Origin of the sequence: Streptomyces atratus (assembly GCF_014648655.1) — a bacterium.
GTDB classification, from domain to species: domain Bacteria; phylum Actinomycetota; class Actinomycetes; order Streptomycetales; family Streptomycetaceae; genus Streptomyces; species Streptomyces atratus.
Genome location: NZ_BMRN01000019.1, coordinates 78,599 through 101,072, shown reverse-complemented (window position 1 = coordinate 101,072; position 22,474 = coordinate 78,599). Strand labels below are relative to the sequence as shown.

24 protein-coding genes and 1 pseudogene are annotated in these 22,474 nt (G+C 70.5%); 15 read left to right on the top strand and 10 right to left on the bottom strand.

Features of this window, described 5'->3' with window-relative positions:
• Nucleotides 1-34 precede the first annotated feature (34 nt).
• Nucleotides 35-283 carry a hypothetical protein gene (locus IEZ15_RS26710; protein WP_114245784.1) on the top strand — a complete coding sequence of 83 codons (249 nt, stop codon included), beginning with the start codon at nt 35-37 and terminating at the stop codon, nt 281-283.
• Entirely contained in the window at nt 280-522 is a 243-nt protein-coding gene (locus IEZ15_RS26705) for a hypothetical protein (protein ID WP_114245783.1), read from the top strand. The genes IEZ15_RS26710 and IEZ15_RS26705 overlap by 4 nt, the downstream gene beginning before the upstream one ends.
• Before the next feature lie 49 nt (nt 523-571).
• Here IEZ15_RS26705 and IEZ15_RS26700 read toward each other — a convergent pair whose 3' ends face one another.
• Both IEZ15_RS26700 and IEZ15_RS26695 read right to left on the bottom strand, forming a co-directional pair.
• Complete coding sequence (locus IEZ15_RS26700; RefSeq protein ID WP_189279704.1) at nt 572-919, bottom strand: SCO0607 family lipoprotein; 348 nt, start codon at nt 917-919, stop codon at nt 572-574.
• Between the two features lie 173 nt (nt 920-1,092).
• Nucleotides 1,093-1,887 carry a hypothetical protein gene (locus IEZ15_RS26695; protein ID WP_189279703.1) on the bottom strand — a complete coding sequence of 265 codons (795 nt, stop codon included), beginning with the start codon at nt 1,885-1,887 and terminating at the stop codon, nt 1,093-1,095.
• Between the two features lie 182 nt (nt 1,888-2,069).
• Between IEZ15_RS26695 and IEZ15_RS26690 the strand changes: the two genes are divergently transcribed.
• Complete coding sequence (locus IEZ15_RS26690; RefSeq protein ID WP_189279702.1) at nt 2,070-3,086, top strand: phosphotransferase family protein; 1,017 nt, start codon at nt 2,070-2,072, stop codon at nt 3,084-3,086.
• A gap of 111 nt (nt 3,087-3,197) precedes the next feature.
• On the opposite strand, the gene IEZ15_RS26685 is transcribed toward IEZ15_RS26690, so the two are convergent.
• Both IEZ15_RS26685 and mshA read right to left on the bottom strand, forming a co-directional pair.
• Nucleotides 3,198-3,725, bottom strand: coding sequence for a type III secretion system chaperone family protein (locus IEZ15_RS26685; RefSeq protein WP_189279701.1), 528 nt, complete (start codon nt 3,723-3,725; stop codon nt 3,198-3,200).
• Nucleotides 3,718-5,070: a D-inositol-3-phosphate glycosyltransferase gene (mshA, locus tag IEZ15_RS26680; protein WP_189279700.1), complete on the bottom strand. Its 1,353-nt coding sequence runs from the start codon at nt 5,068-5,070 to the stop codon at nt 3,718-3,720. Before mshA ends, IEZ15_RS26685 begins: the two co-directional genes overlap by 8 nt.
• Nucleotides 5,071-5,295: 225 nt before the next feature.
• Here mshA and IEZ15_RS26675 point away from each other — a divergent pair, with 225 nt between their 5' ends.
• From IEZ15_RS26675 to IEZ15_RS26665, 3 genes are all read left to right on the top strand, one after another.
• The gene (locus IEZ15_RS26675) at nt 5,296-6,087 is read left to right on the top strand and encodes a class I SAM-dependent methyltransferase (RefSeq protein ID WP_189279699.1); all 792 of its coding nucleotides are present in this window, start codon (nt 5,296-5,298) and stop codon (nt 6,085-6,087) included.
• Between the two features lie 240 nt (nt 6,088-6,327).
• Complete coding sequence (locus IEZ15_RS26670) at nt 6,328-7,416, top strand: C40 family peptidase (protein ID WP_189279698.1); 1,089 nt, start codon at nt 6,328-6,330, stop codon at nt 7,414-7,416.
• Between the two features lie 352 nt (nt 7,417-7,768).
• A complete protein-coding gene (locus IEZ15_RS26665; RefSeq protein WP_189279697.1) occupies nt 7,769-9,163 on the top strand; it encodes a PP2C family protein-serine/threonine phosphatase in 1,395 nt (464 codons plus the stop codon).
• On the opposite strand, the gene IEZ15_RS26660 is transcribed toward IEZ15_RS26665, so the two are convergent.
• From IEZ15_RS26660 to rox, 4 genes are all read right to left on the bottom strand, one after another.
• Nucleotides 9,145-9,480 carry a DUF2516 family protein gene (locus tag IEZ15_RS26660; protein WP_093899684.1) on the bottom strand — a complete coding sequence of 112 codons (336 nt, stop codon included), beginning with the start codon at nt 9,478-9,480 and terminating at the stop codon, nt 9,145-9,147. The two genes, IEZ15_RS26665 and IEZ15_RS26660, sit on opposite strands and share 19 nt — an antisense overlap.
• Before the next feature lie 120 nt (nt 9,481-9,600).
• Nucleotides 9,601-10,233 carry a hypothetical protein gene (locus IEZ15_RS26655; protein ID WP_189279696.1) on the bottom strand — a complete coding sequence of 211 codons (633 nt, stop codon included), beginning with the start codon at nt 10,231-10,233 and terminating at the stop codon, nt 9,601-9,603.
• A gap of 27 nt (nt 10,234-10,260) precedes the next feature.
• On the bottom strand, nt 10,261-10,764 hold the full coding sequence (locus tag IEZ15_RS26650; protein WP_189279695.1) for a helix-turn-helix domain-containing protein: 504 nt from the start codon (nt 10,762-10,764) through the stop codon (nt 10,261-10,263).
• Nucleotides 10,765-10,942: 178 nt separating this feature from the next.
• Complete coding sequence (rox, locus tag IEZ15_RS26645; protein WP_189279694.1) at nt 10,943-12,382, bottom strand: rifampin monooxygenase; 1,440 nt, start codon at nt 12,380-12,382, stop codon at nt 10,943-10,945.
• Between the two features lie 1,007 nt (nt 12,383-13,389).
• Here rox and IEZ15_RS26640 point away from each other — a divergent pair.
• From IEZ15_RS26640 to IEZ15_RS26610, 7 genes and pseudogenes are all read left to right on the top strand, one after another.
• Nucleotides 13,390-13,746: a VOC family protein gene (locus IEZ15_RS26640; RefSeq protein ID WP_114245771.1), complete on the top strand. Its 357-nt coding sequence runs from the start codon at nt 13,390-13,392 to the stop codon at nt 13,744-13,746.
• Nucleotides 13,743-14,230: pseudogene (locus tag IEZ15_RS26635) on the top strand (pyridoxamine 5'-phosphate oxidase family protein). Before IEZ15_RS26640 ends, IEZ15_RS26635 begins: the two are co-directional and overlap by 4 nt.
• A gap of 156 nt (nt 14,231-14,386) precedes the next feature.
• Nucleotides 14,387-16,786, top strand: a complete 2,400-nt coding sequence (locus tag IEZ15_RS26630) for an ATP-binding cassette domain-containing protein (protein WP_189279693.1) — start codon at nt 14,387-14,389, stop codon at nt 16,784-16,786.
• Nucleotides 16,787-17,010: 224 nt separating this feature from the next.
• Nucleotides 17,011-17,481 (top strand): helix-turn-helix transcriptional regulator, encoded by a 471-nt coding sequence (locus tag IEZ15_RS26625; RefSeq protein WP_114249192.1) that lies wholly within the window; start codon nt 17,011-17,013, stop codon nt 17,479-17,481.
• A 10-nt stretch (nt 17,482-17,491) separates the two neighbouring features.
• Complete coding sequence (locus tag IEZ15_RS26620) at nt 17,492-17,908, top strand: VOC family protein (protein WP_189279692.1); 417 nt, start codon at nt 17,492-17,494, stop codon at nt 17,906-17,908.
• 169 nt (nt 17,909-18,077) lie between these two features.
• Complete coding sequence (locus IEZ15_RS26615) at nt 18,078-18,701, top strand: hypothetical protein (RefSeq protein ID WP_189279691.1); 624 nt, start codon at nt 18,078-18,080, stop codon at nt 18,699-18,701.
• A gap of 77 nt (nt 18,702-18,778) precedes the next feature.
• Nucleotides 18,779-19,483 carry an alpha/beta fold hydrolase gene (locus IEZ15_RS26610; RefSeq protein WP_189279690.1) on the top strand — a complete coding sequence of 235 codons (705 nt, stop codon included), beginning with the start codon at nt 18,779-18,781 and terminating at the stop codon, nt 19,481-19,483.
• Nucleotides 19,484-19,609: 126 nt separating this feature from the next.
• Here the strand turns inward: IEZ15_RS26610 and IEZ15_RS26605 are convergent, their stop codons facing one another.
• Nucleotides 19,610-20,035: a hypothetical protein gene (locus IEZ15_RS26605; RefSeq protein WP_189279689.1), complete on the bottom strand. Its 426-nt coding sequence runs from the start codon at nt 20,033-20,035 to the stop codon at nt 19,610-19,612.
• A gap of 100 nt (nt 20,036-20,135) precedes the next feature.
• Here IEZ15_RS26605 and IEZ15_RS26600 point away from each other — a divergent pair, with 100 nt between their 5' ends.
• Both IEZ15_RS26600 and IEZ15_RS26595 read left to right on the top strand, forming a co-directional pair.
• Entirely contained in the window at nt 20,136-21,038 is a 903-nt protein-coding gene (locus IEZ15_RS26600; protein WP_189279688.1) for an oxidoreductase, read from the top strand.
• Nucleotides 21,039-21,113: 75 nt separating this feature from the next.
• On the top strand, nt 21,114-21,356 hold the full coding sequence (locus tag IEZ15_RS26595) for a hypothetical protein (RefSeq protein WP_189279687.1): 243 nt from the start codon (nt 21,114-21,116) through the stop codon (nt 21,354-21,356).
• A 359-nt stretch (nt 21,357-21,715) separates the two neighbouring features.
• On the opposite strand, the gene IEZ15_RS26590 is transcribed toward IEZ15_RS26595, so the two are convergent.
• Nucleotides 21,716-22,396 (bottom strand): TetR/AcrR family transcriptional regulator, encoded by a 681-nt coding sequence (locus IEZ15_RS26590; RefSeq protein WP_114245765.1) that lies wholly within the window; start codon nt 22,394-22,396, stop codon nt 21,716-21,718.
• Nucleotides 22,397-22,474: the final 78 nt, after the last annotated feature.

Genomic DNA, 22,474 nt, shown 5'->3' with positions numbered 1-22,474 from the left:
TGCGAAGAGAGCAAGGAGAGCGGGGAGAGCAATCATGGGCGAGCCCCTGAAGACCTTCGTCGGCGGTGCCGAAGTCGACGTGCCCAACAGCATTCCGGACATCCGGGCCACCCTGCCCGAAGAGAGACGTGAGGAGTTCGACCGCGCCATCAACGACGCCGGTGTGAGCGAGATCCAGGCGGTCATGCGGCACTGGATGCTGGAGGCCGTACCCGATCCGGAGGCCGAGAAGATCCTGGACCGGCTGGCGCAGGACGAGGCCGAGAGGCGGACCGTCGCTTGAGTTTCCGCATCTCCTACGCCCCGCCGGCCGACGACACCCTGGCCAAGATGCGCGACAGCGAGGTCTTCCGGGACGAGATGGCGCGCACCCTGGGCCTCGACCCGTACGGGCACGGGTCGTCGGCCGTCAAGAGCGAGCGCGACCGCCGCGAAGCGACGGTCGCCGGGGCGATCGTGCTCTATTACGTCTCCGGGTCCGTCCTGATCGTCACCGTGGTGAGGCTCGTCCCGCTGCCCTGAACCAGCACCGAAACGAGGTGATGCCCCGGGCAACCCGGGCGGTCCCGCCTCACTCCCCGGATTCGGCGGGGATGTCGATGGCCTTGCCGTTCTCGTCGACGGTGTGGGTCTCCCAGTACTTGTCCCACTTGTCGCCCACATGCTCGGGAACCTTGCCCTTCGGATACCGGGCGTATCCCTTCGGTGGTGCCTCGCCGTCGGGCACGCACGCCGATCCGGCCTCCCCGACGGCCAGGACCGGATACTCGCCGCCGCCGCACGCCGCGTCCTGCGTCGAGCAGCCCGCGGTCAGCAGCGCCACGGTCACGGAGGCCAGGGCGAGGCCCACCGCGGACCGGCTCGGACGGCGCCCGCTTCCCGCGGGCGCCGATCGGTCAAGTCGGTTGATACTGCGCATAGTTGGCTCCCCCTGGGTGGTTGGTACGACCAGCCTGCCCGGAGGGTGAAGCACCGCCCATGAGTACGAGTACTCACACGTGCCGGGTTGCATACCTGTCCCACGGACACGGCGCCGGCCAACCGGCGCAGGACCACCGCCACAAGGGAACGCGCAGAGCCGCGCCCGGCCCCTTACGCCAGCTTCGCGGCCTGGGCCTCGACCACTGCGGTCGGCAGCTCGAAGCCCTCGCCCTCGCCCCCGCCCATCGCAGCCAGGTTCATCGAGGAGAACGAGGCGAACGAGGGGCCCTGACGCATGGCCACGAGCTTGAACTGGATCTTCTCGCCGCCCTGTTCCACCTGTACCGTCCAGGCGGCCGCATCCTCCCCGCCCTTGACCTGCTCCTCGGTGATCTTGCTGACCTTCTGCTTCTCACCGGCAGCCGTGAAGTCGAACCCGCCCGCGCAGTCGGTGGCGGCGGTGCGCAGCGAGGCGACCGACTCCTCCGCGCCCTTGCCGTCGTACGAGCCGAGGGCCAGCTGCGTCGTCGTGATGTCGAACGCCGCCTTGAACGCGTCTTCGGCGTCCGCGCCGTCCTGCTCCATGCTGCCCTTCTTGGGCTCGCTGACGACCGTCCGCTTGGTGAACGCCGCGGGCTCACCGACCTGCGCCCCCATCAGCGCGTCGGCGAACGGGGCGCAGACCTCCTTCTCGACCTTGATGTCGTCGCCGGAGATCACGTCCTTGGCCGCAGCCTTGGCGATCTTGTGCCCCTTGACGTCGCCCTGGGCCAGCGCCGCCTTCTCCAGCTCGGCGGCGGTCAGCGCCTTGGCGGCCGGCTTCGCGGCGGCGGACTCCTTGCCCTTGGCATCCGCCCCCTTGCCACCGGAACCGGAGTCCGATCCGCCGCCGCAGGCGGTGGCGAGCAGGGCCAGGGACACCGCGGTGGCGGCAACAGCGGTACGGCGTATGGCGGTGGATCGCATGGTCCGGTCCGTCTCTCTGAGCTGGGTCTTCGGGTTTTGCTCACTCTATGAGCGGTAGTTGGTTTGACGATCAATCAACCAGGGCACGGAATGTGATCGTGATGGCGCCGTGATCATCCTGTGAAAGCGCTGTCCGTCGCCGCAAGCCGGATTGAATACCGACACAGAGGGCAATTCATCCCATGCAGCCAGATGACACAACCGCGTCCGTTCTCCGGTCGGTTGGCGTGGCGGAGGACCGTATCGCCGCAGTCGCGCCCCTTGCCGGAGGCACGTTCAACGCCGTCACCCGGGTGACTCTCACCGACGGCAGCGACTGGGTGGTGAAGATACCGCCGCCCACGACCGATGGAACCCTGATGAGCTACGAGCGCGATCTACTGGTCAACGAGGTCGAGTTCTACACCTGCGCGGGCGAGTCGGCGGCAGTCCCCCGCGTCCTGCACAGCCAACTCGATCCGGACGCGCCGACCGGCCCGTACGTGATCATGTCGGCCTGCCCGGGTCGGCCCTGGTACGACATCGCCGGGGCCGCGGGCGATCGCGTCCTGTCCGACGCCGAGGAGCGCCGGCTCAGGAACGAACTGGGGCGCATCGTCGCCCGGCTGCACTCCGTCACGGGCCCCGGCGGATTCGGCTATCCGAGCAGGGCGTTGGGCCCGTTGGCCCCGACCTGGCGGCAGGCGTTCACGGCGATGACGGACGCCGTACTCGCCGACGCGGACACCTACAGCGCCCGGCTGCCGCGCCCTGCAGCCAGTATCCGCGCGCTGATCGCCGCCGCCTCGCCCGTACTCGACGACGTCACCCGGCCCGCCCTGGTCCACTTCGACCTCTGGCAGGGCAACCTGCTCGTCGACGGGGAGCCCGGCGCGCGCACCATCGGCGGGATCATCGACGGTGAGCGGATGTTCTGGGGCGACCCGGTCGCCGACTTCGTATCGCTCGCCCTGTTCGCGAACATGGAGGAGGACGAGGACTTCCTCGCCGGGTACGGGAGCGAGCAGCCGTTGGTCTTCGACGCGTCCGTGCGGCTGCGGCTCGCGCTCTACCGCTGCCACCTCTACCTGATCATGCTGGTGGAGACCGTTCCGCGCCGCGCTCCCCAGGAGCACCTCGACAGGGTGTGGAAGGAAGTCGGTCCGCAGCTCGAATCGGCTCTGGGGGACGTGGAGTCGGCGCTGCGGGCAAGGGACTGACCACCCGCCCGCAGCGCCCGCCCCGTCAGCCGGCCAGCGCCCGCTGTGCCGCATAAGCACACCGGCGCAGGGAAAGGGCCTTACGCTGCCGAACCCGCCGACAACGGAAGGTCAGCCGGTGGGGCGTTGGGTCAGATGCGTGAACGCGTCCAGGTTCCGCGTGGACTCGCCGCGCGACACCCGCCACTCGTACTCCTTGCGGATCGCGCTCGCGAAGCCCAGCTCCAGCAAGGTGTTGAACGAGCCGTCGGCCGCTTCGAGGACCGTGCCGAGCAGCCGGTCCAGCTCCTGCGGGGTGACCACGGAGAGCGGCAGCTTGCCGACCAGATAGATGTCGCCGAGTCGGTCGATCGCGTAACTCACGCCGAAGAGGCGGAGGTTGCGCTCCAGCAGCCAGCGGTGCACCGCCGCGTCGTTCTCGTCCGGGTGACGGACGACGAAGGCATTGAGAGAGAGCGAGTGCTTGCCGACGCGCAGCGAGCAGGTGGTGGACAGCTTCCGCGTGCCGGGCAGCTTGACGACGTAGCTGCCGGGTTCGGGGCTCTCCCATTCGAGCTCGGCGTCCTTCAGGGTCGCCTCGATGATCTGCGCGACCTGCGCGACCTGCGTCGTCACCGCTTCATCGGGTACGTCAGCCATGGTGCGAGCGTACGCGACGGCGGTGTTCGTGCATCGCGGCCGTGTACACGTCGGCGGTCGCGGACGCGGCGGTGTCCCAACCGAAACCCCGGGCGTGCGCGGCAGCCGCCGCACCCATCCGGGAGACCAGCTCCGGCGCCTCGGCAAACCGCCCCAGCGCCTGCGCGTACGCCTGCGGGTCGTGCCCGGGTATCAGGAAGCCGCTGACCCCGTCCCGTACCGCCACCGGAAGACCGCCCACGGCCGCCGCGACGACCGGGGTGCCCGCCGCCTGGGCCTCGATGGCGACCAGGCCGAAGGACTCGCTGTACGAGGGCATGACCAGTACGGACGCGGCCCGGAACCAGTCGGCGAGCCGGTCCTGCCCGACCGGCGGTTGGAACCGTACGACATCGGCGATGCCCAGCCGCGCCGCCAGCTTCTGCAGCCCCTCCGGTTTGGCGAGCCCGCTGCCGCTCGGGCCGCCGACGACGGGTACGACCATCCGGCGACGCAGCGACGGGTCGCGGTCCAGCAGGACGGCGACGGCCCGCAGCAGCACGTCCGGGGCCTTCAGCGGCTGGATGCGGCCCGCGAAGAGCGGAATCAGGGCGTCCTTCGGCAGTCCGAGGCGCGCCCGGGCCGCGGCGCGCCCGTCGGCGGGGCGGAAGCGGTCGAGGTTGACCCCGGGGTGCACGACGGCGACGGACCCGGGATCGGCCTCGTAGAAGCGGATGAGCTCGTCCGCTTCCTCGGCGGTGTTCGCGATCAGCCGGTCGGCCGCGCTGACGATCTGGGTCTCGCCGATCACGCGGGCGGCGGGCTCGGGGGTGTCGCCCTCCGCGAGCGCCGCGTTCTTGACCTTCGCCATGGTGTGCATGGCGTGGACGAGCGGGACGCCCCAGCGCTGGGCGGCGAGCCAGCCGACATGACCGGAGAGCCAGTAGTGGGAGTGCACCAGGTCGTAGTAGCCGGGGCGCTGGCCGGCCCATGCCTGCATGACGCCGTGCGTGAAGGCACAGAGCTGGGCGGGCAGCTCCTCCTTGGCCAGACCCTCGTACGGCCCCGCGTCGACATGCCGGACCAGGACACCGGGCGCCAGCTCCACCGTCGGGGGCAGCCCGCCGGTGGTGGACCGGGTGAAGATCTCGACCTCGATGTTGATCGCGGCGAGTCGCTTGGCCAGCTCCACGATGTAGACGTTCATGCCGCCCGCGTCACCGGTGCCCGGCTGGTGCAGGGGCGAGGTGTGCACGGAGAGCATCGCGATGCGGCGAGGTTTGCGGTGACCGCCGGGGAAGGCGGCGGGGAACCTGAGGCGCGGCGCGACACGGCTGCTGCCGAGCCGGGAGACGTACTGACTCACGTCGTCCGGTCCTCCTCACTCAGGGCATCACACCGAAGGGACCAGAGCCCCTTCGGGGGCTGCAACAGCGGAATCTCTCCTTTCATTTCCGCTTTGCCAAATCATTGCAGTGCGGGGGCCGCATGCCGGGCCGGAAGTCCGGGCACCGGACCCGCCCCCCGGGCCGGGCGGGGGGCGGGCACCCGCGTAGCCTTCCGTCCCCGTTCCATCGTTACGCTCGCTGTCATGCGCCCCATCGGCACCGCGACCCGCGGGACCACCAACCCGAACCGGCTCCGCCGCATGGACCGCTGGATCGCCGCCACCCACGGTCCGGCCCTGCGTCGCGCCGACAACCCCGTCGCCGTCGACCTCGGGTACGGCGCCGCCCCCTGGACCGCCGTCGAGTTGCTGCAGCGCCTGCGCACCGCCGAGCCGCGCACGGCGGTGGTCGGCATCGAGATCGACCCGGAGCGGGTCGCGGCGGCGAAACCGTACGAGCGCGAGGGCCTCACCTTCCTGCACGGTGGCTTCGAGATCCCGCTCCCCGAGCGCCCCGACCTCATCCGGGCGGCGAATGTGCTGCGCCAGTACGACGAGGGCGAGGTCGCCGCGGTCTGGCAGCGGCTGTGCGCGCGCCTCGCGCCGGGCGGGCTGCTGGTGGAGGGCACCTGCGACGAGATCGGGCGCCGGCACGTATGGGTGGCGCTCGGCCCGGAGGGCCCGCGCACGGTGACGTTCGCGACCCGGCTCGCCTCCCTCGACCGCCCCTCCGACCTCGCGGAACGCCTCCCCAAGGCACTGATCCACCGCAATGTGCCGGGCGAGCCGATCCATGCGTTCCTGCGGGACTTCGACCGGGCGTGGGCCGCGGCGGCCCCGTACGCGTCACTGGGCGCCCGGCAGCGCTGGATCAAGGCGGTGCGGGCGCTGTCGGGCGACTGGCCGCTGACGGACGGGGTACGGCGGTGGCGCCAGGGTGAAGTCACGGTGAAGTGGACGGCCCTCCGGCCCGGCCGAGAGCCCGACACGTGCTGAACAGACCCGGCGCGCCCGCGTCCGCAGAGGCGGGCGGGAACGCGGACGGGGCATCATTCGTCAGGACGATGGGGAGCGATTCCCGGGACGCGGGGAGCGATCCCCGGGACGTCGGTCGACCCGTGTGACCGTCAGGACAGCAGGTGTGTGCCTCTGTTGCTTTTCGGTACGGCATGGCACGATCTCGTCATCGGCAACAAGTTACTGACGGTAAATCAGATTCATTCGGAGGGGGATCCAGTGAACCGACGTCACATTGCCGCAGCCGCGATCACTCTGGTCTGCGCGCTGACCGTACTCACCGCGCCGGTCCAGGCTTTCGCCGCGCCCGCACCCCCCTCCCCCTCGGCGACACAGCCCGACACCCGGTCCGGTTCCGGGCCGAAGGCACCGAAGAAGAGCCTCGAAGAGGTACGCGAGGAGATCGACACCCTCTACCGCAAGGCCGGGGCGGCCACCGACGCGTACAACCTCGCCGAGGAGCGGGCCAAGAAGCAGTCCGGTGAGATCGTGAAGCTGGCCAGGGCCATCGTCGAGGGCCAGTCGAAGATCGCCGAGCTCAAGAGTCAGGCGGGCGCCCAGGCCCGCGAGCAGTACCGCACCGGCGGACTGCCGCCCGGCGCCCAGCTGATGCTCAGCGACGACCCGCAGCTGTTCCTCGACGGGGTGAACCGGGTCAGGGAGGGCCAGCAGGCCGCCCAGGGCGTCCTCGGCGAACTGACCAGGACCCAGCAGGACCTGGAGACGTACACCCAGGACGCGAGCACCAACTGGGAGAAGCTCGAAGCCAACCGTCTCAAGCAGGCCGAGGCCAAGAAGAAGATCAACGCGCAGATCGCCGCGGCGAAGAAGCTGGAAGACCAGCTGGAGAAGAAGGAGCGGGCCCGCCTGCTCAAGCTGGAGCAGGCGGCCGAGTACAAGCTGCAGACGGCCTGGCTCAGCTCCGGCGCCCTGAAGGACATCAACCGCGAGGCGAGTGCGAGCGGCAGGAAGGCGGTGGCCTTCGCGGCCGAGCAGATCGGCAAGCCGTACGTCTGGGGGGCCGAGGGCCCCCGTTCGTACGACTGCTCGGGGCTGACGTCACAGGCCTGGGCTGCGGCGGGCCGGCCCATCCCGCGCACCTCGCAGGAGCAGTGGCGGCTGCTGCCCCACATCGCCATCAAGGACATGCGCCCCGGCGACCTGATCATCTACCACGGTGACGCCAGCCACGTGGGCATCTACATCGGCGACGGCGCCATCATCCACTCCCCCCGCCCCGGCCGGAACGTCACGCTGGCGGGCGCGGGCTCGATGCAGATCCTCGGCGTGGTCCGCCCGGACAAGTAGGGGGCTGCCCGGACCGGCAGATCCAGCCCGTCCGGCGATCGAGGACGAAGCGCCCGCCGGGGACGCCCCACGGCACCCCCACACCCCCGGCGCCCCTGCGTCCTCACGGGAGTGACCCGCACCACCCACCCCCACCATCCCGCGTGACCTTTGTCATGCCCCGGCACCCGCCCCACCCCCGCACATCTCGCCGGATCCGTGACCTGACGCGGCTTATGGCGGTGCATATGACAGTGGGCAATTACGGAATGCCGTTCCGTTCCCCCACCGCGGACCGCTATGGTCCCCGTCTGGCGGATCGTCGATCGTCGTTCCGCCGCGCCCTCGGGGGGAGGGAAGGAAACCCGAACCGATGCCCGCACCCGTACCGCAGCAGCGCGCCGTTTCCGCTGCGGAGACCTCCCACGGCGCCGACCTGACCCTCCTGGTGATCGAGAACGACCCGGCGGGCACCTTCACCGTCCCCGAGCTCCCTGCCGCAGCCGGCACGCGGGTCCGTATCCGCACCGCCCGCAACCTGACCGAGGCGGGCCGGCTCCTCACCGACGACGTCGACTGCATCCTGCTGGACCTGGCCCTGCCGACCGGCAGCGAGGCCCGCTCCGCCCCCGCCGAAGGGGCCGACGAGCTCGCCGCCCTCAAGCACGTCCTGCGGATCGCCCCACGCCACGCCGTCCTCGCCCTCACGGCGGAGGACGACGCCGAGCTGGCCGCCGAGGCGGTACGGGTCGGCGCCCAGGACTACCTCTTCCGCGGCGAACTCGACGGACGGCTGCTCAGCCGCGCCATCAGTTACGCCGTCGAACGCAAGCGCGCCGATGTCGCCCAGCACCAGCTCACCGAGTCGCGGCTGCGCGCCCAGGAGAACGCCCGCCTCGAACGCGGCCTGCTCCCCACCCCGCTGCTCGAAGGCTCCGATCTGCGCTTCGCGGCCCGCTACCGCCCCGGCCGCAGCCGCGCACTGCTCGGCGGGGACTTCTACGACACGGTCCGTACGCCCGACGGCACCGTCCACGCGATGATCGGCGACGTCTGCGGGCACGGCCCGGACGAAGCGGCGCTCGGCGTCGAACTGCGCATCGCATGGCGGGCGTTGACGCTGGCCGGGCTCTGCGGCGACGAACTGCTCTCCACGCTCCAGCAGGTCCTGGAGCACGAGCGGGAGAGCGAGGAGATCTTCGCGACGCTCTGCACCGTCGACATCGCCCCCGACGGCCGGCGCGCCGGCCTCTGCCTGGCGGGCCACCCCGCCCCGCTGCTCGCCCGGCACGGAGGGGCCGCCCTTCTGCCGTACGAGGACGGTGGCCCGGCCCTGGGTCTGCTGCCGCGTAACGCCCTTCCCCAAGCTCTTCGAGCAGGGGATACCCCATGGCCTCGCCGTCAGGTGGATCTCGGCGGCTCCTGGAGCCTGATGATGTACACGGACGGGCTGATCGAGGGACGCGTGGGGCCGGACTGCACTCAGCGGCTCGGCCAGGACGGCATGGTCGCGATGATCAACCGCCAGCTGGCTCAGGGGCTCACCGGCGAGGATCTCCTGGAGGCCGCGGTCACCCAGGTGCGGGAGCTGAACGGCGGCGAACTGACCGACGACGTCGCGGTCCTGCTGCTCGACCGCGACCAGGAACACATCCGCCGACAGGGCCTGAACGCCAACCGGGGCCGGAGCATCCCGCGCCCCCGCCCCGAATCGGCATCACCCACGGCCCCGGCAAACCCTGCGAGCGCTCAGCGCCCGCCGTTGTAGGGCCCGTACGGCCCGTCGCTGCTGGAACCACCGCGCCGGCCGCCGCCACCCGAGACCGCCCTCAGCGCGGGCCGTACGTCCACCAGGAAGACGATGGACGCGACCGCGCCCGCAAGCTGCAGGAACAGCATCGGCACGAAGAGATTCACGGCGACGGTGATACCGAGGATGATCAGCCAGAAGGACTTCTTCTGCTTGTCCGCGGCCCGGTAGGCGTCCTCACGGGCCGTCGCGGCCAAGAACAGTGCGACCACGGCCAGGACGAGCATGACCATGTAGAGCAGCCAGACGAGTGTGCTGAATCCTGTGAGCAACATGGTGCACCGCCTAATAAGTGGATGAGCGCCTCGCGGCCAAGGTACCGGGACAACGCGCCGGGCACCCCGAAGGGTGCCCGCCCCGCGCCCCGGTACACACTCCGGCTGTGAGCCGAAGCCCTACTTCGCGGTCGGCGGAGTGGTCTTCTTCGCGGCGGGCTTGCGCGCGGGCGCCTTCTTGGCGGGCGCGGCCGGGGCCTTGCTCTCCGGCTTGACGGTCTTCGGGGCGGGCGACGCCTTTGCCGGCCCCGGCTTGGCGGCAGGCTCCGTCCTCGCGGTGCCCGTCGGCCTGGACTCCTTGCGCGGCTCGACGACGACGGCGATCTCGACGATCTCGTCGGCCGTCTCACCACGCCAGGTCCGCACGGTCTGCTCGCCGCGCTCGGCGACCTTCTCGTACGTCTCCCGGGCCCGCACCGCGTACTCCGCGGCCACGCCCAGACTGCGCAGCGCCAGGTCCTGGGCGCTCTCGCCCAGCTTCCGCAGATCGCTGTCGAACGACCCGATCACCTCGGTGACCTTGGCCTGCACGGTGGCCTGCGCCTCCTTGGCCTGCGAGGTCACCTTCTCCTGCACGGCCTTGGGGTCGGTGTTGCGCACGGCCTCGATACGCTCCGGCGCCTCGGCACGCAGCTGCTCGATCAGCGCCGGGACCTTGCGCGCCTGCTCGACGGCGATATCGGCCGTACCGGCGGCGAAGTAGAGGGGGGTCGGGTCGGTGAGGGTCTTGCGCAGGTCATCGGTGATGGCCATGACTGTGGTCCTCCCGGATCATCAGACTCAGTGTGAGGGTTTTGAAGGCTTTGAAGCTGTGTCGGCATCGCTGCCGCCGGCCGTGCGGGGGCCGTCGGCACCGGGGCGGCCGTCCGCACCGGCCCCCGATCCGAACTCGCCGCCGGTCTCCGATCCGGCTTCGGAGCCGGATCCCGCTCCGGGCTCGAAACCGTTCTCCTTGCGGAAGGAGTCGTAGATCTGCAGCAGAACATTCTTCTGCCGCTCGTTCATGGACGGATCGGCCAGGATCACCGCCCGGGTCTCCAGCTCGTCCCGCTCCCGCTCATCCAGAATCCCGGCCCGTACGTAAAGGGTCTCGGCGGAGATCCGCAGCGCCTTCGCGACCTGCTGCAACACCTCGGCGCTCGGCTTGCGCAGCCCGCGCTCGATCTGGCTGAGGTAGGGATTGGACACCCCGGCGGCATCGGCGAGCTGCCGCAGCGACAGCTGCGCATTGCGCCGCTGCTCGCGCAGATACTCACCGAGATTGCCGACGTTGAGTGATGCCATATGCCGATGGTGCGCCACCCTTGCTAACTTTTGCAAGCACATGCTTGCAAAAGTGCGCCACACCACTCGCATGGCCCTCTGTGCCTGAGCACGACAGGTGTCGTATGTGCAGGACACCTGTCGTGTCCCGTCTCACGCGATCACAACGGCCCACCCTTTTCGGGCCGCAACTGCGCGCTCAGCCGACGGCAGCGCCGAACCATTCGGGCAGCCGGCTGAGCAGATCCTGCTGCTCTTCACCGACCCACGCCACGTGGCCGTCCGGCCGCAGCAGTACCGCGGGTACGTCCAGTTCCTCGCCGACGTCGACGACGTGGTCGACCCGATCCGCCCAGCCCGCCACCGAGAGCCGGCCGGTCCGGTCGAGCAGCAGTCCGCGGCCGCCGTGCATCAGCTCGTAGAGGCGCCCCCGCTTCAGCTTCACGTCCCGCATCCGCCGGCCGAGCAGATCATGGCCCTCGCCGAAGTCGTAGCGGACCCCGACAGCGGTGATCATCTCGGTCACGTACCGGTTCACCTCCTCGAAGTCCATCAGCTTGGAGAACAGCTCCCGCAGCGCGGTCGCACCCGGATCGGTCCCCAGCAGCGTGATCTGCGCACGGGTGTTGTCCAACACGCGGGCGCCCACCGGGTGCCGTTCGGCGTGGTAGCTGTCCAGCAGCCCCTCCGGAGCCCAGCCGTTGACCGCGGCGGCCAGCTTCCAGCCGAGGTTGAACGCGTCCTGGACGCCGAGGTTGAGCCCCTGCCCGCCGGTCGGCGGGTGGATGTGCGCCGCGTCGCCGGCCAGCAGCACCCGGCCGACCCGGTAGCGCTCGACCTGCCGGGTGGCGTCGCCGAACCGGGACAGCCAGCGCGGCGAGTGCACGCCGAAGTCGGTGCCCGCGACCGCCCGCAGCTGCTGCTTGAACTCCTCGAGGGTCGGCGCGGTCGCACGGTCCTCGGCCACGCCGTCGGCGGGCACGATGACGCGGTACGTCCCGTCCCCGTTGGGGACGGTGCCGAACCGCAGCTGGGTCTTGCGGACTTCCGCGACGACGGCGTCAACCGTCACCGGATCCACGGTCATCTCCATGTCGCCCAGCAGCGTCTCGACCGTGGCGGGCTCGCCGGGGAAACCGACGCCGAGCAGCTTGCGCACCGCACTGCGGCCGCCGTCGCACCCGACGAGGTAGCGCGAGCGCAGGTGTGTGCCGTCCGCCAGCTCGACAGTCACCCCGGCCCCGGCCGCGTCATCGGATTGACTCAGCCCGACCACTTCGCAGCCGCGTCGGATCTCGGCACCGAGTTCGAGCACACGCTCATTGAGCAGCCGCTCGGTGACCGGCTGCAGGGTGGAGAGGCCGTACGGGTGCGCCGTGTCCAACCGGTCCGGCCACGGCTTCATGATGCCGCCGAAGAAACCGCCGGCCTGGAACTTCTCACTGACCGCGAGGAACCGGTCCAGCAGACCGCGCTGGTCCATCATCTCGACGCTGCGTGTGTGCAGGCCGCGCCCGCGGGACTCCCCGGTCGGCTCGGCCAGCTTCTCCAGCACGACCACGTGCACTCCGGCCAGCCGCAACTCGGCGGCCAGCATCAAGCCGGTCGGTCCGCCGCCGACCACGATCACGTCAATCATCAGAACGCCCATTCAACGAGATTGGATTTCGGCCAGCTGCTCCGCGCAGTCCGGCGGCACGCACACCCGCATCTCCGCGCCGAGTCCCCGTAACCGCACCGCGAGTCCCACCGGCGGATCGACGTACCCCGTGACCCGTACATCGACAACGGCACGCGTACTTCGCGAATCTCTGATTTCCGCAGGTTCTGGCCTCGGCCGACGATTCTGCGGCACGACCCGGGCCTTGCCGCAAGCCCCCCGGTGCGCTATACGTTGAGAGTGGCAAGGAGTGGGCAACCTCCTTGCCTTTGCCTTTTTTTGTCCGCTGTGGACGGACAAGCTCCTCCCGAAGCGGTGACGCGCCGCGTAAGGCGATGCCGGAGGGCTGACAGGAGTTCCGGCCGACCCGCGAATCCGACGACGGTTGTCGTGCCCGGTCACAGCCCTCTCGGCCATCGGCCGCACTCGATCACCGGCCCCTGGATGCGCAGCGCGCCCGTCACGCCCGCCGAGCGCATGGACGAATTCGCCACTCTCCTCAGGTTGAGCGGGACAGGTCATCCACCGAGGGGTGGTGCGCCGAGGTCCGTCTCGCGGTCGGCTGCTCGTCGCCGGGCACCTTCAGCAGTCGCTTCACCGCGCCGGCCGGTGTGCCGCCGGCGCCTGTCGTCGCCCCGCGACGCGCGCGACGGCGGGGTCCCGTCGTGTGCCGCGGAACAGGTGACCATACCGATCAGGATTCGAGAAGCGCCGGGCCCCGAGCCGCAGCTAGCGTGACCGCCATGGACATCGCCCCTCACGCGAGCTTCCTCCCGCACGACGACCCGGACGCATCCCCGGCCCTCTGTCGCAACCACCCGGCGGCGGTCCCGGTGGGCTCTCCTTCTCTTGCGGGCCGGGCTCGGTCAAGGCGAACGGCCAACGGCGAAATCCACAACCGAAGCGATCGGGCTGTCGAATTCAGCACTTCCCGTTCGTCTTCGAGCCAGACGATCCCGACCGGACCCACGACTTCAGGAGTGATCATGACCGGCTCTTCCACCCAGGGAATCAAGACCGTGCTGCATCCCGTTTCCGACCTGGCGAGGGCCAAGGAGGTGTACGCCGCCCTGCTCGGCGTACCGCCGCAGGCCGACGAGTCCTACTACGTGGGCTTCGAGGCCGCGGGCCAGCACATCGGACTGGTGCCGGGCGGTGCACAGCAGGGCATGACCTCACCGGTGGCCTACTGGCACGTGCCGGACATCGAGGCGAAGCTGGCCGAGGTGACCGCCGCGGGTGCCACCGTGAAGGAGCCCGCACACGACGTCGGTGGCGGCCGCCTGGTGGCCACCGTCACCGACCCCGACGGCAACGTCCTCGGGCTGCTTCAGGACCGATGACTGCCGCCCCCCGCTCCCGCGATCGGCGTCGTCGCGACACCGAGCATCGGCTCACCCACGACATCGACACCTGGGTGGCCAGTGCCTCGGCGGACGGTGCGCCGTACCTGGTACCGCTGTCCTTCGACTGGGACGGCGAGTCGCTGCTGATGGCCACGCCGACGGACAGCCCGACCGGCAGGAACCTGGCCGCCACCCGAACCGTTCGGCTGGGGCTGGGCCACACCCGCGACGTGTCCATGATCGAGGGCGAAGTCGAGGTCCTCGGGATCGACGCGCTGCCGGCAGCAGCGGGTGACCGGTTCGCCGCGCGCACCGGCTTCGTTCCCCAAGCTCTCAACTTCGTTCGAGCAGGGGAGACCCCATTGCGCAGGCCACCCCGTACCGCTGGTTCCGCATCTCCCCGCGCCGCATCCAGGCCTGGCGCGAGGTGAACGAGCTGCCCGACCGCGAGCTGATGCGCGACGGCCGCTGGTTGGCCTGACGCCTCGGCACGCACGCCGCGTGGCCGGGGCCCAGAGGCTCCACGGGCCGAAGCGAAGAACAACCACACGTACGCTCGAAGCCGGTCAGATCGAGCCGGGCGACGCCGACGGAGACCGGACCGCGAAGGCGGCCCCGCCCAACAGATGGAGACACGATGAGCATGGCCACGAGGACGGACACGCAGTCGCCTGCGCTGCACGTTGCCGACAGCCACGATCTGATCCGCGTGCACGGCGCGCGCGAGAACAACCTCAAGGACGTCAGCATCGAGATCCCGAAGCGCCGGCTGACGGTGTTCACCGGAGTCTCCGGCTCGGGCAAGAGCTCGCTGGTGTTCGACACGATCGCCGCGGAGTCGCAGCGGATGATCAACGAGACCTACAGCGCCTTCGTGCAGGGCTTCATGCCGACGCCGGCGCGGCCCGAGGTCGACGTACTCGACGGGCTGACGACCGCGATCATCGTCGACCAGCAGCGGATGGGTGCCGACCCCCGCTCCACGGTCGGCACCGCCACCGACGCCAACGCGATGCTGCGCATCCTCTTCAGCCGGCTCGGAAAGCCGCACATCGGCCCGCCCAGTGCGTACGCCTTCAACGTCCCCTCGGTCCGGGCGAGCGGTGCCATCACCGTCGAGCGCGGGGCCAAGAAGGCGGTGAAAGCGACCTTCAACCGCACCGGCGGCATGTGTACGCGCTGCGAGGGCCGGGGCACCGTCTCCGACATCGACCTCACCCAGCTCTACGACGACTCCAAGTCGCTCGCCGAGGGCGCGTTCACCATCCCCGGCTGGAAGTCGGACAGCTTCTGGACCGTGCGGGTCTACGCCGAGTCGGGCCTCCTCGACCCTGACAAGCCGATCCGCAAGTACACCGAGAAGGAGATGCAGGACTTCCTCCACCGGGAGCCGACCAAGGTGAAGGTCGAGGGTGTGAACCTCACCTACGAGGGGCTGATCCCCAAGATCCAGAAGTCGTTCCTGTCCAAGGACAAGGAGGCGATGCAGCCGCACATCCGGGCGTTCGTGGAGCGTGCCGTCACGTTCACCACCTGCCCCGAGTGCGATGGCACCCGGCTCAGCGAGGGAGCCCGGTCGTCGAAGATCGAGCGGATCGGCATCGCCGACGCCTGCGCGATGCAGATCAGCGATCTGGCCGAATGGGTCCGCGGCCTCAAGGAGCCTTCGGTGGCGCCGCTGCTCGCCGCGCTCCAGCACACCCTGGATTCGTTCACGGAGATCGGGCTCGGCTACCTCTCGCTCGAGCGGCCGGCAGGCACGCTGTCGGGTGGCGAGGCACAGCGCGTCAAGATGATCCGGCACCTCGGCTCCTCGCTCACCGACGTCACCTACGTCTTCGACGAGCCGACGATCGGGCTGCACCCCCATGACATCCAGCGGATGAACGGCCTGCTGCTGCGGCTGCGGGACAAGGGCAACACGGTGCTCGTCGTGGAGCACAAGCCGGAGACGATCGCGATCGCCGACCACGTGGTCGACCTCGGCCCCGGCGCCGGTACGGGGGGCGGCACCGTCTGCTTCGAGGGCACCCTGGAGGGGCTGCGGGCCAGCGGCACCGTCACCGGCCGCCATCTCGACGACCGGGCCGCTGTCAAGGAGACGGTGCGCAAGCCCACCGGCACCCTGGAGATCCGCGGCGCGACAGCGAACAACCTGCAGAACGTCGACGTCGACATCCCGCTCGGGGCGCTTGTCGTCGTCACCGGCGTCGCCGGCTCCGGCAAGAGCTCGCTCGTGCACGGATCGCTGCCCCGGCAGATGGGGGCCGAGAATGTGGTCTCGATCGACCAGGGCGCGATCCGCGGCTCGCGACGGAGCAATCCGGCGACGTACACCGGACTGCTCGACCCGATCCGCAAGGCGTTCGCGAAGGCCAACGGCGTGAAGCCGGCTCTGTTCAGCGCCAACTCCGAGGGCGCCTGCCCCACCTGCAACGGCGCCGGCGTCATCTACACCGACCTGGCAATGATGGCCGGCGTCTCCAGCCCCTGCGAGGAGTGCGAGGGGAAGCGGTTCCAGGCGTCGGTGCTCGAATACCACCTCGCCGGTCGCGACATCAGCGAGGTGCTCGCGATGTCGGTGACCGAGGCCGGGGAGTTCTTCGGCGCCGGCGAGGCGCACACGCCGGCCGCGCACAAGATCCTCGAACGGCTCGCCGACGTCGGGCTCGGCTACCTCACCCTCGGCCAGCCGCTGACCACGCTGTCCGGCGGCGAGCGGCAGCGGCTCAAGCTGGCCACGCACATGGCCGGGAAGGGCGGCGTCTACGTCCTCGACGAGCCGACCACGGGCCTCCACCTCGCCGACGTCGAGCACCTGCTCGGACTGCTCGACCGGCTCGTCGACTCGGGCAAGTCGGTCATCGTCATCGAGCATCACCAGGCGGTCATGGCGCACGCCGACTGGATCGTCGACCTCGGCCCCGGAGCCGGCCACGACGGCGGCCGGATCGTCTTCGAGGGCACACCCGCCGACCTCGTCGCCGCCCGCTCCACCCTCACCGGCGAGCACCTCGCGGCCTACGTCGGCACCTGACCTAGGCTCTCGCGGACGCCGTGGGACGAGTTCTCTCATCTGTTTCGGCTCGTCCCACCCGGCCGATGGCGAGACGTGTTCGAGCAGGACGAGCAGGACCGACCGCCTTGGGGGAGCACCCGAGGGCTTCGGCCATGACTGCCTCGGACGCGGGCCTCGCGGTCGTCGTCACTGAGCAGGTCGCTCGGCTCGTCCTCGGTCAACTCCGGCTCCAGGGCGTCGCCATGCTTCATCACCGGCCTCGGGAGCTGTGTGAAACTGGTCAGGTGAGACGGCAGAACCTCGACGACCTCGTCCGGCTGCGGCGGGCCCGCGACCGGATGGACCGTGACTACGGCGAGCCGCTCGACGTCACGGCGCTGGCGCGTGACGCCCTGATGTCGCCGGGCCATTTCTCCCGCAGCTTCCGCGCCGCTTTCGGCGAGTCGCCGTACAGCTACCTGATGACCCGCCGCATCGAGCGGGCCAAAGCGCTGCTGCGGCGCGGCGACCTCACGGTGACCGAGGTCTGCTTCGCGGTCGGCTGTACGTCGCTGGGGTCGTTCAGCTCGCGCTTCACCCAGTTGGTCGGCGAGAGCCCGAGCGCCTACCGGGCCCGGAGCCATGACCATGGCGCCGCCATCCCGGCATGCATGGCCAAGATCCACACGCGGCCGGTCAGGAACGGTGGAGCGAGCCCCGCCACCGAGCCGTAGCGTGAACGGCATGGAGATCAGCCTTTCCCAATGCTTCATCGCCGTCGACGATCACGACAAGGCGATCGCCTTCTACCGCGATGTGCTCGGCCTTGAGGTACGCAACGACGTCGGGTTCGAGGGGATGCGCTGGGTGACCGTCGGAGCGCCCTCGCAGCCGGACGTGAACATCGTCCTGGAACCGCCCGCCGCCGACCCGAACGCCTCACCGGCCGACAAACAGGCCATGGCGGAGCTGATGGCCAAGGGCATGCTGCGCGGCGTGATCTTCGCGACGGACGACTGCGACGCCACCTTCGAGCGCATCAGCGCCGCGGGCGGCGAGGCGCTGCAGGAGCCGATGGACCAGCCCTACGGCGTCCGCGACTGCGCGTTCCGCGACCCCGCAGGCAACCTGTTGCGCTTCAACCAGCCCCTCGGGAAGTGAGCCCTGGGCGGGACCCTGTGCGGTGGGCGCCCGATCGGTTGCGACGGCCGTCGCGACGGCTCAGCGGTGGTCCGCCCATTTCCGCCCGGCCGACCGCGCGGACAGCCCGACAGGATCTCAACTCTGGGTAATGTATGCGGAAATATCCCCATGCCGGAGACGGGTCCCCATGGATGACGACGACGGCATCCACGCCGCGGACGCAAGCGCAGGCGACGGCGCAGCCCCCACCCCCAGCCGCACGCGTGGCGGCCGCGGGGCCTCGGTGGTGCCGAAGACCGCCGTGATCGCGGGTGGAGGCGCGCTGGCGGTCTGGGAGCCCGCTTTCACGCTCGGCGCCTACAACGTCATCTTCTACTACCAGCTGCTCACCCTCTGGGCGGTGTCGACGGCCGTACTGCTGGCCGGTCTGCTGATGCGCGAACGCGGGCCGCGGCACGGCTGGGTGTACTGGGCCTGCCTGGCCCTGCCCAGCGCGTGGCTCGGTTTGGCCGCCATCGTGCCGCGCAGCGGCAACTGGCAGGGCGAGGCGCTCTTCGTGGTGGGCGGCGTCATCAGCATCATCGGCACCCCCCTGCTGACCTGGGTGCTCCTGCAACTCCTGCTGTTCGGGGAATCGGAGCTCTCCGTACGCCAGCGAAGGATGGTCATCGGCGTCGTCGCGGTCGTCGGTGGGCTCGCCTTTGTGCTCGGCAAGTTCAACGATGTCTTTCTCACCTGCGGGGACTTCGACATCAGCGGCAACAGCGTCCCTTCCGGGTGCAGGCCGGGCCACGCCTCCCCGCTCGGCTGACACGGGCTCGGTTGCGCTCCCGCCGCACCTGGGCAAAACCGGGGCGAGCGGTGGGACCACCGCGCTAGGTTGCCACCATGGCTGAATTCGTACTGGTGCCAGGCGCGTGGCTCGGATCGCGGGCGTGGGACGAGGTGGTGCCGCAGTTGCGTACGGCCGGGCACGGCGCCCACCCGGTGACGCTGTCCGGCCTCGCAGAGAAGCAGGGCGTGCAGACAGGGCAGCAGACCCACGTCCGGGACATCGTCGACGAGGTGGAGCGCCACGATCTCCACGACGTCGTCCTGGTCGGGCACAGCTACTCGGGCATCCCGGTCGGCCAGGCCGCCGAACGCATCGGTGACCGGCTGGCCCGTGTGGTGTTCGTCGACTCCGAGATTCCGGTCGACGGCGAATCGTTCGCCTCCGGCTGGTGGGCCGGCCGCGAGGCGCTGGAGGCCTCGATCGCCGGGAACGGCGGCTTCTGGGCACCGCTCACCGCCCCCGACTTCGACGGCCAGGGCCTCACCGACGAGCAGATCGCCCGGATCGTGGGCGGCTCGACACCGCATCCGGGCACCACGCTGACCGAGCCGGCCGTACTGGCACGCCCGCTCGGCGAGCTTCCGGCGACCTACATCAAATGCCTGCTCGACGGCGACGAGCCGAACGGCGACGTGGCCAAGCTGCTGGCCGGCAGCGAGCATTGGGAACTGGTGGAGATGGACACCGGCCACTGGCCGATGTTCTCCCAGCCGCGCGAGCTGGCACGGATCCTGCACCGGTCGGCCGTGGAATCCTGAGCCCCGGACCGGGGTGACATGCCCCGGATCAGGTGGCAGCCCGGCCCCGGGTGGCACGCCCGGGGCCGGGGTGGCACGCCCGGGGCCGGGGTGGCACGCCCGGGGCCGGGGTGGCACGCCCCGTCCTCATCCGCGGCGGCGCTTGGGCCCGGGCGGCGGCCCGTATGCCTGCACCAGGGCGTTGCGCACGGCAACGCGTCCGGCCGCCCGGAACGCCCCCGGGTGGGAGTCGACTTCATGCACCTTGATGCGCTGCAGGACGACCGCCACCGCGACGACGGTCCCGGACTCGCGGTCGGCGAGGTCGGCCAGCTCCTCGCGCACACCCTGGATGAAGCCCTCGTGGAACGAGGCGAGTTCGTCCGCCGGCCGGCCCTTGACCGACGCGGTGTCGGCGGTCTCGAACGCGACCCCTTCCTCCCAGGGTTCGAAGTCCGCGACGACCTGCGCGTAGTCGGAGGGACAGCTGGTCTGACGGACGTACGACGCCTGGACTCCGCGGAGCGGGTGGGGCGGGAAGGCTCTCGTTCCGGGCGCCGGCTCGGAGGTCATCGCCTCACGGTAGCCGGGCCCCGCCGGTCCCGGAATGCCGTGACCGTGACCGGCAACAATGAATGTGGTGATCCGGCCCGCCAACAGCCATGCTGCCCCCATGACTTCCTCATCGATCGACTCAGCCCCGGACTCCGCTCCTGCCCCCGGTTCCGGCACCTTCGAACTGGGCGGCACCGTCACCATCCCCCGGCTCGGCTTCGGCGCGATGCAGTTGCCGGGGCGGTGGAGCGGGCCCGCCGGTGACACCGCGACCGCTGTGGCCGTGGCGCGGCGCGCCGTCGAACTCGGAGCGCGGTACATCGACACCGCCGCCTTCTACTTCTCCGACACCCACCGCGCCAACGACCTCCTGCGCGAGGCCCTGTATCCGTACCCCACGGACGTCACCATCGCCACCAAGGTCGGCCCGCTGCGGGACGAGACCGGCGAGATGTACGCCGAGGCCCGTCCCGATCAGCTGCGCGGGGAGGTGGAACGGAATCTGGAGGACCTCGGGGTCGACGTCCTCGACCTGGTGCATCTGCGCGTGGGGCGGCTGGGTTCGGATGCCGCCGAGTCGCTCGGCGAGCGGTTCGCCGTGCTGGCCGCGCTGCGCGAGGAAGGGCTGATCCGGCAACTCGGCGTCAGCAATGTGACGGCCGGGCAGCTCGCGGAGGCCCGGTCGATCGCACCGGTCGCTGCCGTGCAGAACCGGTTCGGTGTGCTCGACCAGGCGGACGCCGCGCTCGTCGACGAGTGCGCGGACGCCGGTATCGCGTACATGCCGTTCTTCGCGCTCGGCGGCGGACACACCGATCTCGGCGGCGAGAACCTGCGGAAGGTCGCGGAGCGGCACGGTGCGACCGCGTTCCAGATCGCCATCGCATGGGGGCTGGCCCGCTCGCCCTCCATCGTGCAGATCCCCGGCACCGCTTCGCTCGCCCACCTCGAGGAGAACATGGCCGCCGGCCGACTGATCCTCGACGAGGCCGACATGGCACTGCTCGGGCGTCGCGAGTAACCGGACCGGGAAGGGCCGACGGGCTCGCTCTTCCCGCGCTGACCGCGCTCGGCGTGTCGGGGGCGGGGGACGGCGATGCCGGACTCGCATCCGGACTGTTCAACACCACGCAGCAGACGGCATGGCCATCGGCGTCGCGGTGCTGTCCACGCCGGCGGCCGCCCCGCACCGACACCCGGCTCCCGGACGGCCTCGGCCGCGCCGAGGCCGTCCGGGGGCTACCACCTGGCCTTCGCCGTCGGTACGGGGCTCCTCATGGCCGCGTTCGTCATCGCGTTCGCGGTGCTGCGGCGCCCCGAGCGCGAGCCCGACGCCTGAGCCCACACCCGTACACCCCACCCCCGGGCCGGGGGCGCGAAGGAGGAATCCGCCGTCGGGTGTTCCTTCGCCCGGGGGCGCTGCACGGAACCGGAGAAGCGGAGGGCGAAGCCGAAGGGATCCTTCGCCGGTGCCGTTGCCGCACTGGAGGCGGCCGGCAGGTGCGTGACCGCTCCGACCGGGAGACGTTCGTCTACGCGACGCTCGAGAAGAGCGGATGGACCTTGAACGTCACCGGCGGCGGGCCCCCGCCGACGCACAGCGATTCGATCGTGTTCACGGGCAGCGCCGAAGACTGCCGCCCGTCCGGACGGCCCCGGACACCGACGCGGGCACCGCCCGTCCACTGCTGCCGCCCGTCACTCCTCCCCGAGCCCCGACCGCAGCTGTGCGAAGGCGAGTTCGGCGGCCTCGACCGCACCGCCGTACGCCTGGTCCGCGCTCTCCCCCGCGTCGATCCGCCGCCAGTTCTCCAGGCCCAGGATGCGCTGTACGGCGATGATCTGGCCCGCGGCCAGCCTGTCCTGCACCCGGTCGCCCAGCGCACGGGCGAGCGCCGCCTCCGAGCGGACCTGGTAGGCGTACATACGGGCCACCAGGGACGGCGTCCCGTACAGCAGCCGCATGAACGCCAGCACCTGAGGCGCATCGCAGAGCCCGGTCACCGGGTCGCGCCGCTCCAGGCCGTCCAGGAAATGACGGCGCAGGGCGTCCAGGGGGGACTCGGTGTCCGCGCGGGCTGCGACGACACGGGCCGCTTCGTCCTCGTGGTCGGCGAACCGGTGCAGGGCCAGGTCCTCCTTGGTCGGGAAGTACCGGAACAGCGTCGGCTTGGAGATGTCCGCGGCGGCCGCCACCTCCGCCACCGAGACCTTGTCGAAGCCCCGCTCCAGGAACATCGCGATCGCGGCATCGGAGACCGCCTGGTACGTCAGCTGCTTCTTCCGCTCACGCAGGCTCATCGGCGCATGGGCCGCAGAAGCTGCGGGGGCCGTATGCACCGCCTCCCCGGGCCAGGGTTTCTCTCCGCTCATGACCATGAAGCGTACGCCTTGACCTCAACCGGACTTGACGTCCGAGGGCGGTCGGACGGGCGCCGGACGAGCCGGCCGCCGACA

Bases quoted from the DNA above. Each gene is read 5' to 3' on its own strand.
- IEZ15_RS26615 (WP_189279691.1), top strand. From the start codon at position 18,078: ATGGATGACGACGACGGCATCCACGCCGCGGACGCAAGCGCAGGCGAC.
- IEZ15_RS26675 (WP_189279699.1), top strand. From the start codon at position 5,296: ATGCGCCCCATCGGCACCGCGACCCGCGGGACCACCAACCCGAACCGG.
- IEZ15_RS26610 (WP_189279690.1), top strand. From the start codon at position 18,779: ATGGCTGAATTCGTACTGGTGCCAGGCGCGTGGCTCGGATCGCGGGCG.
- IEZ15_RS26700 (WP_189279704.1), bottom strand. From the start codon at position 919: ATGCGCAGTATCAACCGACTTGACCGATCGGCGCCCGCGGGAAGCGGG.
- IEZ15_RS26695 (WP_189279703.1), bottom strand. From the start codon at position 1,887: ATGCGATCCACCGCCATACGCCGTACCGCTGTTGCCGCCACCGCGGTG.
- IEZ15_RS26595 (WP_189279687.1), top strand. From the start codon at position 21,114: ATGCCGGACTCGCATCCGGACTGTTCAACACCACGCAGCAGACGGCAT.
- IEZ15_RS26690 (WP_189279702.1), top strand. From the start codon at position 2,070: ATGCAGCCAGATGACACAACCGCGTCCGTTCTCCGGTCGGTTGGCGTG.
- IEZ15_RS26710 (WP_114245784.1), top strand. From the start codon at position 35: ATGGGCGAGCCCCTGAAGACCTTCGTCGGCGGTGCCGAAGTCGACGTG.
- IEZ15_RS26620 (WP_189279692.1), top strand. From the start codon at position 17,492: ATGGAGATCAGCCTTTCCCAATGCTTCATCGCCGTCGACGATCACGAC.
- IEZ15_RS26605 (WP_189279689.1), bottom strand. From the start codon at position 20,035: ATGACCTCCGAGCCGGCGCCCGGAACGAGAGCCTTCCCGCCCCACCCG.
- IEZ15_RS26660 (WP_093899684.1), bottom strand. From the start codon at position 9,480: ATGTTGCTCACAGGATTCAGCACACTCGTCTGGCTGCTCTACATGGTC.
- IEZ15_RS26665 (WP_189279697.1), top strand. From the start codon at position 7,769: ATGCCCGCACCCGTACCGCAGCAGCGCGCCGTTTCCGCTGCGGAGACC.
- IEZ15_RS26625 (WP_114249192.1), top strand. From the start codon at position 17,011: ATGCTTCATCACCGGCCTCGGGAGCTGTGTGAAACTGGTCAGGTGAGA.
- IEZ15_RS26685 (WP_189279701.1), bottom strand. From the start codon at position 3,725: ATGGCTGACGTACCCGATGAAGCGGTGACGACGCAGGTCGCGCAGGTC.
- IEZ15_RS26650 (WP_189279695.1), bottom strand. From the start codon at position 10,764: ATGGCATCACTCAACGTCGGCAATCTCGGTGAGTATCTGCGCGAGCAG.
- IEZ15_RS26655 (WP_189279696.1), bottom strand. From the start codon at position 10,233: ATGGCCATCACCGATGACCTGCGCAAGACCCTCACCGACCCGACCCCC.
- rox (WP_189279694.1), bottom strand. From the start codon at position 12,382: ATGATTGACGTGATCGTGGTCGGCGGCGGACCGACCGGCTTGATGCTG.
- IEZ15_RS26590 (WP_114245765.1), bottom strand. From the start codon at position 22,396: ATGGTCATGAGCGGAGAGAAACCCTGGCCCGGGGAGGCGGTGCATACG.
- IEZ15_RS26630 (WP_189279693.1), top strand. From the start codon at position 14,387: ATGAGCATGGCCACGAGGACGGACACGCAGTCGCCTGCGCTGCACGTT.
- IEZ15_RS26600 (WP_189279688.1), top strand. From the start codon at position 20,136: ATGACTTCCTCATCGATCGACTCAGCCCCGGACTCCGCTCCTGCCCCC.
- IEZ15_RS26640 (WP_114245771.1), top strand. From the start codon at position 13,390: ATGACCGGCTCTTCCACCCAGGGAATCAAGACCGTGCTGCATCCCGTT.